The organism is Leuconostoc mesenteroides subsp. mesenteroides ATCC 8293, from assembly GCF_000014445.1.
Classification (GTDB): Bacteria; Bacillota; Bacilli; order Lactobacillales; family Lactobacillaceae; genus Leuconostoc; species Leuconostoc mesenteroides.
The window spans coordinates 470,605-482,950 of record NC_008531.1; the positions used below are offsets into that span (position 1 = coordinate 470,605).

Sequence of the window (12,346 nt, forward strand, 5' to 3'; positions counted from 1 at the left end):
TATGGCTAAGGAAGATTATGAAGGCATGGCTCAAGACATCATTAAAAATGTGGGCGGTAAGGACAATGTTGATAAAGTGATACATTGTATTACACGCTTGCGTTTCTATTTAAATGATGAAACTAAGGCCAATACAGAAGAAATGTCAAAAGTACCAGGAATAGCTGGTGCCGTCTATAACAGCGCGTTGGGACAGTATCAAGTAGTTATCGGACCAGCAGTTGCTGACGTCTACGATAAGGTTGTCGAGCATCTAGGATCAAGTGTAGTGGACAACGAAGCAACGAATGCAGCAGTAGAAGCAACAAAAGCCAAAGAGCAAAAGCCAAAAAATGTACTTGACTGGTTTAAAGGTGCATTCCAAACGCTAATTGGTACAATCACTGGATCAATGATTCCGGTGATTGGATTATTAGCAGCAGGTGGTATGTTAAATGGATTTCTGACTTTATTGTCAGATCCAAATTTGCTTGGTTTAATTAGTACCAAGTCAGATACGTTTACGATTATTCAGTCGATGGCGATGGCACCATTTTACTTTTTACCAGTGTTAGTCGGATTTACAGCAGCGCAGCAGTTAAAATCAGATCCTTTGGTTGTGGCGGCGATTGGTGCGCTGTTAGTTAAACCAGAAATGATTGGGTTATCAGCAGCAAAGGCTTCAGGTGTGTTGTTAGGTATGCCAATCAACGCACATTTCTTTGGTTTACCAATTACAATTCCTAACTATGCTTATTCAATTTTCCCAATTATTTTTGCAGCTTGGTTGGCACGTCCCATTGGGAATTGGCTAAAGGACCATTTGCCAGTTTCAATTCGATCAATCTTCCAACCTTTAATCACTATATTTATTGTTGGTTCTGTTGTATTAGTAATCATGGGACCCGCAATTACAATGATTTCATCCGGTATATCTGTTGCTATTAATGCGTTGCTTAACTTTAACTACGCATTATCTGGTTTGGTTATCGGAGGTTTGTATCAAGTATTAGTTATTTTCGGATTGCATTGGATGGTTGTGCCGCTAATTGCTAACGAAATTGCGCAAACAGGGCAGTCACAATTGAATGCGCTGGTTAACTTCACAATGATTGCACAAGGTGCTGGTGCATTAGCAGTCTTTGCAAAAACTAAGATTGCTAACTTGAAAGGTTTGGCCGGTGCTGGTGCGTTGTCAGCCTTTGCTGGAATTACTGAGCCTGCCATGTATGGTATTAATTTGAAATATGGTCGAGTGTTCTGGATGGCTAACTTAGGTGGTGCCACAGGTGGTTTGATTGCCGGACTATTCAATCTTCATATGTATGGTTTCACCGGCTCATTAATTGGTTTCCCATCATTTGCTTCTCCACAAGATAATCCTAATAACTTATTGATTTTCGTTATCGCCTCAGCAGCAACAATTGCCGTTTCGTTTGTAGCAGTTTATCTATGGGGATTTAAAGACAGCGACACGGAACAAGCAGCCGCACAAGTTGAAAAGAAGAACGTCTTCAAAGATGCCATTTCAAAGTGAGGGATAGAAGATTATGACTGAATTAGGAAAACATGTTGTTTACCAGGTTTATCCCAAATCGTTTCAAGACAGTAATGGGGATGGTGTAGGTGATTTGCCTGGTATCATTCAAAGGCTGCCCTACTTGGCAAAGCTGGGAGTTACCATGATATGGTTGAACCCAGTGTTTCCATCCCCACAAAATGATAATGGCTATGATATAAGTAATTATACGGCGATTGATCCATTATTTGGTACGATGACTGATTTTGAGAACTTGGTCAAAGAAGCTAAAACATACCATATGGGTATTATGTTGGATATGGTATTCAATCACACCTCAACTGATCATACTTGGTTCCAAAAAGCGCTTGCAGGTGATCAAAAGTATCAAGATTATTATTACTTGCGACCTTACCGTGATGATGGACATGAGCCAACTAACTGGGTATCGAAGTTTGGTGGTTCGGCGTGGGCTAAATTTGGTGATACTAATTTAGCCTACCTTCACTTATATGATCCAACACAAGCTGATTTAAATTGGCATAATCCAGCAGTTCGTCAAGAGCTCTATGATGTTTTAAATTTTTGGTTAGCAAAGGGGGTTCGTGGTTTCCGATTTGATGTGATTAATGTAATCGGTAAATCTGAAGTACTAGTTGATGATGAAACTGATAACGGCGGAAAGTTTTTATATACTGATACACCAATCGTCCAAGACTATATACAGGAGATGAACGCAGCCACTTTTGGGAAATATCCTGATGTCATTACTGTAGGTGAATTAAGTTCAACTACTGTGCAAAATACAGCTGCATATACAAATCCTGATAACAAGGCGTTAAGCATGGGGTTCAACTTTCATCATCTAAAAGTTGATTATGATCATGGTAACAAGTGGACAAAAGTGCCTTATGAGTTTGAATCATTGCGTCATATTTGGCATGAGTGGAGTCAAGGATTAATGGAGAATCACGGTTGGCCAGCTTGGTTCTGGAACAATCACGATCAACCACGGGCAATAAACCGTTTCATTAAAACACCAAAATATTATCGTGTCGGTGCCAAAATGTTGGCTATGCTTGTTCATTTAAACCGAGGCACACCATATGTGTATATGGGCGAAGAAATTGGCATGATTGATCCAACGTATCATAAAATTGAAACGTATGTTGATGTTGAAAGTAAAAATGCTTATCAAATGCTATTGAAGCAGGGGTTGACGAAACAACAAGCTTTTGAAATTGTTCAAACAAAATCACGCGATAACTCACGTGTTCCAATGCAATGGCGCAATGAGGATTATGCTGGTTTTTCAACGCATGAGCCATGGCTACAAAATGCGAATTACGAACAAATTAATGTTGCTCAAGATGAAAAATCAGCTGACAGTTTGTATGCATTTTACCAAAATTTGATTCGTTTACGTCAAGAAAATGAAGTGATTGCTGATGGTGACTATACACCAAAGTATGAGGAATCTGAAGAAATCATTGCCTTTGAACGACAATTAGCAGGAAAACATATTTTGGTTGTTACACATTTTGGTGAAACGCCAGTGTCAATATCTATTTCTGATGAGATTGTTAAAAATGGTCAAGTGTTGGTTACTAACTATCCAGCGCAACCTGTTTCGGGGACAATGCTTTTGAAACCCTATGAAAGTTTTGCAATTGCTTACTAAATAAAAAACAACTGCTCAAGTACTTAGTATTTGAGCAGTTGTTTTAAGTTGTTTGTCGTCGTGCAAATTCATTAAACTGAAATTGATCAGGTCTATGTCTTGCAATAGTGCGTTGAAAATATGTTGTGTCAGTTAAGTGACCTTGGCTTTCAACTTGGATTAATCGATTTTCGTCCTCAGGCAAGCCGACCAATAATTTGCGATCCATTGCTGTAACTAGTTCGGCAGTAATTGTTTTTTCAGCATAGGCAACCGACAAGTGTAGGGTATTCTCAATATAAGCATAAATAGAATGCTTAGCTATGTCTTTAGTGAGGCCAGGAACAATGTCTGCACGGATATAATCTTCGTCAATAACACTATAGATACCGTCGATAATGCGAACACGAACAATATGATATAAAGGGGTGCCAACAGGAAATAAAGTTGTTTTCTGAGTCTTTTTTGTGACGGTAAGATGTTCGAATACAGGAACCTCAGTAACAACATGGAAGTGTTGCAGCTCTTCCAATTCATGAAAACTGGTGAGCCCACTGATTGGAAAGTGACGTAACTGATGAGAAATGACTTGTGACCCCTTACCACGCTGTTTTTGAATAAGTCCCTCTTCGTCTAATTTTGCGAGCGCTTTACGGATTGTATCGCGAGATGTTTGAAATTGAGTCACCAACTCATTTTCGCTGGGTAGAAAAGAACCAGCGGGGTAAGTATGGTCACGAATGTCATCTTTAATCTGCTGATATATTTTAAAGTATAATGGAATCATGTTGAACCTTTAGGATTCTGGATTTGGTGTAGTTAATGCATTGTTACGAATAAAACTACGGAATTTTTTGAACGTATCTGCGAATAACTCGTCTGGTTCAATATTGAGCATTTCCTTTGGGAAAAAGAAGCGCTGATCTATGGAGGCCTTACCTTTAATAGCTGCAACTAATGTGGACATATCTGATAATTCACGATGTGAACCATCGGCTAACAAAAAGTCAATTTGTGTCCTGGGCTTGGCGACATTTGGTTTGTAATCATCATAAGGCAAGTCATAGGCATTATTACGCGCCGTGTAAAATCTAGGATTAAATCCAGCATTATCCACAAGTTGCTCGAGTTCTTCAAGCAGTGGGGCCGTTTCGTCGGTGATTTCCATTGATTTTAGTGGGCGACGTCCCATGAAACGTTGTGATAAATCAGACAAAATGGGATCAGAATGTGATTGCCAAATATTAATATAGGTCATAAAAACATTATCATCGAGCTTTAAATATTCAGATAAAGTTAGTTTTTTGTCGCTAAATAAAGGCGCTAGTAGCGGACCAACAAAATCGTTTTCCGCAAACTCGCTAGTTGTATTAGAGCGATACAGTTCTTGTGCGCGTTGTAGTAAATGTTCTAGCAAGACTTCCATGCCACGAGATACTGGGTGGAAGTAAACTTGTAAATACATTTGATAACGTGAAACAATATAATCCTCAACGGCATGCATACCAGCAATGTCAAAGGCAATGCCATCAGGGGTTGGTTGCATAGTACGTAATATTCGATCAATATCGAATTCACCATATTTTGTACCAGTAAAATAGGCATCACGTAGCAAATAATCCATTCGGTCAACATCGATTTGACTAGAAATTAGTTGAACGACTTGTGGATTTTCATAAGTTTTCGCGATAACACTGGCAACTTTGTTTGGAAAGTCTGGTGAAACTTGAGCCAAGACGCGGTGGATTTCTGTATCACCCGTAATAATCTCACGAGTCATCGCCTCGTGATCTGTATGAAATAAGTGTTCAAAGGTATGCGAGAAGGCGCCATGACCAATGTCATGAAGCAGTGCGGCTACTAGCGTTAGTAGGCGTTCTTTCGGTTCCCAAACATCACTGTAATACTGTTCAAAGCGTTCCGTGATACGACGAGCAAGTTCATAGACGCCGACTGAATGGCCAAAGCGAGAATGTTCTGCTCCATGAAAAACAGAACTTGTTATACCTAATTGTTTTACACGGCGCAACCTTTGAAATTCAGGTGTATTGATGAGATCTAAAATAATAGGATCTTCAACATGTATGAAGTTATGGATTGGATCACGCAGTACTTTTTCTTTAGGTAATTTTTCTTTTAACATAGTAAGCCCTTTTGCCGTTTCTTATATTATAATAGATTTTAGATTAAAATAGGGGTAAATTATGGCAATTAAAGACCAAATAGATGTTGAAATTCATCTAAAAACGAAAATTCGTCAAGAAAATGATCTTGAAGAATTCGAATTTCATACAAATGGACAACTTTTTTTGAAAAACGATACACTTTATTTACGATATACAGAAGTAATTGAGAATCAAAAAACACAAATTATGTTTAAGTTTGAAGAGAACCGTGTACGTATGAATCGATCAGGTGACATTTTAACAAAGTTCTCTTTTGTTAAATCACAGCGTATCCCTGCTTTGTATCAAACACCAACTGGGCAGATGCAGTTGGAAACACTGACCACATTAATGGCGCTAAACATAGATCACGAAGAAACGCATGGTGAAGTTGCGATTGACTATGTTCTTTATGCTATGCAACAAATTGTTGGGCAATATGAAATTCGGTTGCAATTTATGCCCAAATCTAGTATGCTAGATTAGTTAGAAACCCCCGAAAGGACGTAGAACATGTCACTTACAACATTAGGCAATCACCCTAAAGAAGAATTTGCATTGGTTGAAATTGCAACAGCCATTTTGACAGAACATAAAGAAGCGATGCCTTTTAGTTCATTAGTTCAAGAAATCCAGGAATTTTTGGAAGTTGATGCAGAGACGTTTAAATCACGTCTTTCACAATTTTATACAGATTTGAACACTGACGGTTCATTCATTTCACTTGGAAATAATGAATGGGCTTTGCGTGCGTGGTATCCAGTTGATGCAATCGACGAATCTATCCATGAGCTTGACGATGAAGAAGACGCTCCTAAGCGTAAGAAGTCAGCAAAAAAGAAGGTTAATGTATTTGCTGATAATGCTTCAGATGATGATGTTATTGATTATAATGACGATGATCCTGAAGACGAAGACTTTGGTACGGTTACTGATGATGATACAGAGACTGACGACGAAGAAACTGAAGTTGAAGTTGAAAGCGATGATGAGAGTAATGAAATCGATTTATCAGATGATGAATCAATTGATGCCAATATGACAGAGTTATCTGGCGGCGATGATCTTGATGATCTGAGCGATGGCGACCAAGAAAAATAATCTAGAATGAAAACTACCTGCTGGGTAGTTTTTTTCTATAATATTAACAAAAAATTTTAATTTTTGTAAGTGACAACGGCTATTTGAATGCCTTTTCAGTTAAATGATAAACGCCAATCAAAAAAAGTAATTTAAATTGAAAAAAAGGGTTGCTTTTTGTTTGGAAAGTCTGTATTATATATAAATGTGCTAAGGCATAAGAAATGCTCCTGTAACTCAGTTGGTTAGAGTAGGGGATTTTTAATCCCAAGGTCCTCGGTTCGAATCCGAGCGGGAGCACTGACGTAAAGTTGGCGACCTTTGGGATAATCCATTTAAAAAGAATTGTTCGTTCAGAACAGTTCTTTTTTTGTATATCAATTAGGATATATAGGGGGGAAATGTGTTTTAAATACTGGTTAAAATTGACTTTGCAAAATAAGCCAATATAGTGTATTATAGGTAAAAACGTTGAAGAGGAAGAGTACTAATAGTTGTTGTTTGAGAGACGTCATGGCTGGTGAAAATGACGCAATGCTGTTTGGAAAACTACCTTGGAAGTGACATACGAGTAGCACGAGTGAAAGTATGACCGGAGTCATTGGTCGTTAACCTGATGAAAGAGTTAAGATGAAGCGCAGCTAATAAGGAATTAATTATTTTTGCTTAAGCTTTATCTTGAACTATTCATGAGGTGGTACCGTGCAAAAAGCGCCCTTAGATTTAAGATTCTAAGGACGCTTTTTTTATTCGTTTTAAAGAAAAGGAAACTGTCATGGCAGAGAAACAGAATAGAGAACTAAGCAGAGATTTATCATCTCGACAGATGCAAATGATTGCGCTTGGCGGCACAATTGGTGTTGGCCTGTTTATGGGATCATCAGCCACAATCAAATGGACTGGTGTGTCGGTATTATTAGCCTACGCGATAGCGGGATTGGTTTTGTACCTAGTGATGCGTGCTTTAGGTGAAATGCTTTATGTCGATCCGTCAGTTGGGTCATTTGCTAATTATGCAACAAAATATATTCATCCGGTTGCTGGATATTTGACCGTTTGGGCAAATGTTTTCCAATGGCTCACAGTTGGTGTCAGTGAGACGATTGCTGTCGGAATGTATTTAGATTATTGGTTCCCGCACATTCCTGGTTGGGTCACTGGGGTGGTAGTATTGGCTATGCTAACAGCCGCGAACCTAGTGACTGTTAAAGCATATGGTGAAATGGAAACATGGTTTTCGTTGATTAAAGTGGTTACTATCATATTTATGATTATTTTAGGCTTGTTGGTTATTGTGTTGGGTTTTGGTAATCATTGGCAACCGATTGGTTTTTCAAACCTTTGGACGCATGGACCGTTCTTTGCTGGTGGTGTTAAAGGATTTTTCTTTGCACTGTCAATAGTTATCACATCATACCAGGCGATTGAGATAATTGGTATAACTGCTGGAGAAGCGGATAATCCACAAGTAGCTATTGTAAAATCAATTAAATCAATTGTGGCGCGTATATTGATTTTTTACATTGGTGCCATATTTGTTATCATTACTATTTATCCTTGGAACGAATTAGATCAAGTCGGCTCCCCATTCGTCGAAACATTTTCACGAGTAGGTATCACAGCTGCTGCTGGAATTATCAATTTTGTGATGATGACAGCAGCTATGTCAGCTTTGAACTCAGGAATCTTTTCGTCTAGTCGGATGCTTTACACATTGGCAATTGGCAAAGAGCTCTCACCAAAATTTTTGAAATTATCAAAGCACCGTGTACCCACATTACCAGTACTAGCAATTTCAGGTGGTATCCTACTAGGGATTATTTTAAACGCCGTATTACCTTTATTTTGGCACGGTAGTTCAAGTATTTTCGTATTAGTTTATTCAGCAAGTACATTACCAGGCATGGTACCTTGGTTTGTTATCTTGTGGAGCCAGATAAAGTTTAGAAAAGAAAATGCTAGTCAAATGGTGAATCATCCTTTTAAAATGCCATTCGCACCATATACTAACTATTTTGCGATTTTGATGTTATTGGTAACACTAGTATTTATGGTATTTAATCCAGATACACGAGTGCCGTTGTTTATAGGCCTTGGATTCTTAGTGATCATGTCAATTGTATTTTTTGCAACAAGAAAGAGTCACCGACGAAATAGTGAAGTAAGTTCATCGAAAACGCTTTGAGCGTTTTTTATTTGCTGTAAACTTGACAACATTATTTTAGTAAACTAAAATAATTAACATGGTTTACTAAAGGAGAATATTATGAAAACAAAAGCCCTTTCGGCTTCGGCTATTTTATTAGCAGTAATTATTGTAATGGGCGCTATTCCAGGGATTCCATTAGGATTCATACCGGCCCCAATTATTTTGCAAAATATGGGTATTATGTTGGCGGGTGTTATTCTTGGAAAAAAATACGGATTCTTCACAGTTCTTGGGTTCTTGATTCTAGCAGCCCTTGGATTACCTATTTTAAGCGGTGGTTCGGGCGGATTTGTTGTGTTCATTGGACCAACAGCAGGGTATTTATTTTCTTATCCAGTTGCTGCATTTTTAATTGGTTGGGTAACAGAATGGTTAGAGAAGAACAACAAGCTTAGTTTTTTAACACTGTTGATAACATTACTCATTTTTGGAATGTTGTTCATTCTTGTATCTGGTGCGATTGGATTAAATATAGTGGCACACATGTCATTAAATAAAGCGTTGATTTATCAAGCAGCCTTCTTGCCGGGAGATACTATCAAAGCTGTCTTGGCAAGTATTATTGGCATTATCTTGCATAAAAGACGTTTGACATTGTGATTAAAGGAATAAATTTAGATCAACAAGGCCGTTGCAAGCATTGGCATACGGATGTCGATGTGGTGGCTAATCGTTGCGCTAAATGTCGAAAATACTATGCTTGTTACTTATGTCATGATGCATTAAATACGCATCCATTCGTGCCAGTTTCTCTAGATACTGAAGAGACGGCCGTCTACTGTGGCGTTTGTTTGCATCAAATGACACCCGCACAATATCTACATGCTCACTATCAGTGTCCCAAGTGCCATCATTTGTTTAACGCGCAATGTGCATTGCACAAAAATACCTATTTCTGCTAAACTAAAACTATGAAAACAACTGATCAGCTTTTAAAATACTTTCTGAAACACGAAGGTGAATATTTAAGTGGCGAGACGTTAGCTAATCGATTAGGTGTGAGCCGCGCGGCTATTTGGAAAGCAGTTCAGAAACTAAATGAAGACGGCCATCAAATCGATAGTCAACATAGAAAAGGCTATCGCTACAAAGAAACAGGCGTTTTGAGCGTACCAGCTATTAAGGCGCTGATTGCCACTAATTGGGACATTCAGGTATTTGATCAATTAGATTCATCAAATTCATATGCTAAGGAAGCCCTAGCGGCTGGGAAGATAGTTCACCCAACTGTTATCATTGCCGATCAACAAAATGCCGCATACGGCCGCTTTAGACGCTCTTTCGTTGCACCGGAAAAAACAGGGTTGTATTTATCCATTGCGTTACCGGTGATGAATGATAGGGTGTTAGAGCCAGGACTACTGACCACCGCTACAGCAGTAATTGTTCGACACGTTATTGCATCATCCTTAGGATATCAACTCTCCTTTAAATGGGTTAATGACTTAATCTTTAATGATAAGAAAGTTGGCGGTATTTTAACAGAAGGTGTCCTCGATATAGAGTCGCAAAGTTTGACATCTTTGGTTGTCGGAATCGGTTTAAATTTAATTCAACCCATAAATTTACCTGATCAGTTGGATAAAAAAGTTGGTGGCATCGTTTCGGATTTAGTTTTTTCACGAAACATGATGATTGCAAAGTTGGTTGATGAATTTGCTGACATGATTAATCAATATCAGACAGGAAAGTATTTGCCTGAATATAGGGCGCACAATATTGTCTTGGGACACGAAGTTGTAGTTCAATATGCTGGTCAAAAAATTCATGGAAAAGCGGTTGAAATAAGCAATCAAGGTGCATTAATTTTAGTGACATTCGCTGGCGAAAAAATCACAATATCCTCAGGCGAAATTACCAAACTTAATGTTAATGGTAAGGAATATTGACTGAACACCTTTTCCTCAACCCAAAGTTAAAAATAATTTCAATATTTATTTGACAAATCTACAGCAACTCTGTAATATATATTAGGGCTCCCGTTAATGGGACAGACGTTAAAAGCTCCCAAGTTGATCTTGGGGGCTTTTCTATTTTATTTTTACCCCTAGTTGTCGCAATAAAACGTGTTAAGCCAATGCGCGTTTGAATTATGAGGAGGCATTATGGCAGATAAACAAGTGAAGTATATTTTTGTTACCGGTGGTGTTGTTTCATCTCTTGGTAAAGGAATAGTTGCAGCATCATTAGGTCGATTGCTCAAAAACCGTGGATTGAAATTAGCTATTCAAAAATTAGATCCATACATTAATATTGATCCCGGTACAATGTCACCATATCAACACGGGGAAACATTTGTTACTGGCGATGGTTTAGAAACTGATTTGGATATGGGGCACTATGAGCGTTTCATGGATATTAATACAAACATGTATTCTAACGTGACAACAGGGCGTATTTATTCTGAGGTTTTGGCAAAGGAACGTCGTGGTGATTATAATGGTGGTACTGTACAAGTGATTCCTCATATCACAAATGCCATTAAAGAAAAAATGCAAAAAGCTGCTGAATCAACTGATGCCGATGCCGTGATTGTTGAAGTTGGTGGAACAGTTGGTGATATTGAAAGTTTGCCATTTGTAGAAGCATTACGCCAAATGAAGTCGGATTTGGGTAGTGAAAATGTTTTCTATATTCATACTAGTTTGATTATTTACTTAGCTGCGGCTGGTGAAGCCAAGACAAAGCCAACACAACATTCTGTAGCACAATTACGTTCGTTAGGTATTCAACCTGACATGATTGTCTTGCGTACACAACGTCCTCTAGAAGAGAATTTGAAGCAAAAGATATCAACATTTACCGATGTTAATGAAAATGCAGTTATTGAATCTCGTGATGTAGAAACTCTTTATGAGATTCCGTTAAATCTGCAAGCACAGGGCATGGATGATGTTGTATTACATAAGTTAAAGCTTGATGCGCCAAAGGCAGAAATGTCTGATTGGTCAAAGATGGTTGAATTAATTAAGCATCCTAAGAAGACAGTTAACGTGACTTTGGTTGGTAAATATACTGATTTGCCTGATGCTTATATCTCTGTTAACGAAGCCTTGAAGCATGCAGGTTATGCCCAAGATGCCGATGTCAAGATTAATCATGTGAAATCAGAAAATGTTACACCAGAGAACGTTGCTGAATTGTTAGCAGGTGCTGATGGTGTGATTGTACCTGGTGGATTTGGTGAACGTGGTACTGAAGGTAAGATTCAAGCCATTCGTTATGCGCGTGAAAACAATATTCCTTTCTTAGGCATTTGCTTGGGTATGCAACTAGCATCAATCGAATTTGCTCGTCATGTTTTAGGTTATAAGGACGCGAATTCGACAGAATTAAATCCTAATACTTCAGCGCCAATTATTGATTTGATGAAAGATCAAGCCAACGTCGAAAACCTAGGTGGTACGCTACGTCTGGGATTATATCCAGCAATGCTATTACCTGGCACATTGACAGCCAAGGCTTATGGGAATCAATCAGAAATCGAACAACGTCATCGTCATCGTTATGAATTCAATACACAATATCGTGAAGAATTTGAAAAGGCGGGTATGTTATTCTCAGCAACATCCCCTGATAACCGTTTGATGGAAGTTATTGAGTATCCTAAGAATGATTTCTTTATCGCAGCGCAATATCATCCAGAATTTTTGTCAAGGCCAGATCGTCCCGAAGGCTTGTATCATGACTTCGTGGCTGCCTCAATTAAAAATAGTTGATTCATAGCATTTTTT

At 38.4% G+C, this 12,346-nt stretch carries 11 protein-coding genes and 1 tRNA gene; 10 read left to right on the top strand and 2 right to left on the bottom strand.

Going from position 1 to position 12,346, the window contains the following annotated elements:
* The first annotated feature begins 1 nt into the window (after position 1).
* Both LEUM_RS02480 and LEUM_RS02485 read left to right on the top strand, forming a co-directional pair.
* Positions 2 to 1,516, top strand: a complete 1,515-nt coding sequence (locus LEUM_RS02480; protein ID WP_011679343.1) for a PTS transporter subunit EIIC — start codon at positions 2 to 4, stop codon at positions 1,514 to 1,516.
* 13 nt (positions 1,517 to 1,529) lie between these two features.
* Positions 1,530 to 3,179, top strand: coding sequence for an alpha,alpha-phosphotrehalase (locus LEUM_RS02485; RefSeq protein WP_011679344.1), 1,650 nt, complete (start codon positions 1,530 to 1,532; stop codon positions 3,177 to 3,179).
* 43 nt (positions 3,180 to 3,222) lie between these two features.
* Here LEUM_RS02485 and treR read toward each other — a convergent pair whose 3' ends face one another.
* Both treR and LEUM_RS02495 read right to left on the bottom strand, forming a co-directional pair.
* The gene (treR, locus tag LEUM_RS02490) at positions 3,223 to 3,945 is read right to left on the bottom strand and encodes a trehalose operon repressor (RefSeq protein ID WP_011679345.1); all 723 of its coding nucleotides are present in this window, start codon (positions 3,943 to 3,945) and stop codon (positions 3,223 to 3,225) included.
* 9 nt (positions 3,946 to 3,954) lie between these two features.
* Positions 3,955 to 5,301, bottom strand: coding sequence for an HD domain-containing protein (locus tag LEUM_RS02495; RefSeq protein WP_011679346.1), 1,347 nt, complete (start codon positions 5,299 to 5,301; stop codon positions 3,955 to 3,957).
* A 61-nt stretch (positions 5,302 to 5,362) separates the two neighbouring features.
* Between LEUM_RS02495 and LEUM_RS02500 the strand changes: the two genes are divergently transcribed.
* The 8 genes from LEUM_RS02500 to LEUM_RS02530 all read left to right on the top strand — a co-directional run bounded on the left by LEUM_RS02500 (position 5,363) and on the right by LEUM_RS02530 (position 12,331).
* Complete coding sequence (locus LEUM_RS02500) at positions 5,363 to 5,809, top strand: YwiB family protein (RefSeq protein WP_004164570.1); 447 nt, start codon at positions 5,363 to 5,365, stop codon at positions 5,807 to 5,809.
* A gap of 27 nt (positions 5,810 to 5,836) precedes the next feature.
* Positions 5,837 to 6,424 (top strand): DNA-directed RNA polymerase subunit delta, encoded by a 588-nt coding sequence (gene rpoE, locus LEUM_RS02505; RefSeq protein WP_011679347.1) that lies wholly within the window; start codon positions 5,837 to 5,839, stop codon positions 6,422 to 6,424.
* Between the two features lie 205 nt (positions 6,425 to 6,629).
* Positions 6,630 to 6,703 (top strand) — tRNA-Lys (locus tag LEUM_RS02510).
* Positions 6,704 to 7,178: 475 nt separating this feature from the next.
* Positions 7,179 to 8,588: an amino acid permease gene (locus LEUM_RS02515; RefSeq protein WP_004164568.1), complete on the top strand. Its 1,410-nt coding sequence runs from the start codon at positions 7,179 to 7,181 to the stop codon at positions 8,586 to 8,588.
* Between the two features lie 81 nt (positions 8,589 to 8,669).
* The gene (locus tag LEUM_RS02520) at positions 8,670 to 9,212 is read left to right on the top strand and encodes a biotin transporter BioY (protein WP_011679348.1); all 543 of its coding nucleotides are present in this window, start codon (positions 8,670 to 8,672) and stop codon (positions 9,210 to 9,212) included.
* A complete protein-coding gene (locus LEUM_RS10460; protein WP_011679349.1) occupies positions 9,209 to 9,514 on the top strand; it encodes a CHY zinc finger protein in 306 nt (101 codons plus the stop codon). The genes LEUM_RS02520 and LEUM_RS10460 overlap by 4 nt, the downstream gene beginning before the upstream one ends.
* A gap of 9 nt (positions 9,515 to 9,523) precedes the next feature.
* Positions 9,524 to 10,501, top strand: a complete 978-nt coding sequence (locus LEUM_RS02525; protein ID WP_011679350.1) for a biotin--[acetyl-CoA-carboxylase] ligase — start codon at positions 9,524 to 9,526, stop codon at positions 10,499 to 10,501.
* 216 nt (positions 10,502 to 10,717) lie between these two features.
* A complete protein-coding gene (locus LEUM_RS02530; protein WP_011679351.1) occupies positions 10,718 to 12,331 on the top strand; it encodes a CTP synthase in 1,614 nt (537 codons plus the stop codon).
* The last annotated feature ends 15 nt before the right edge of the window (positions 12,332 to 12,346 follow it).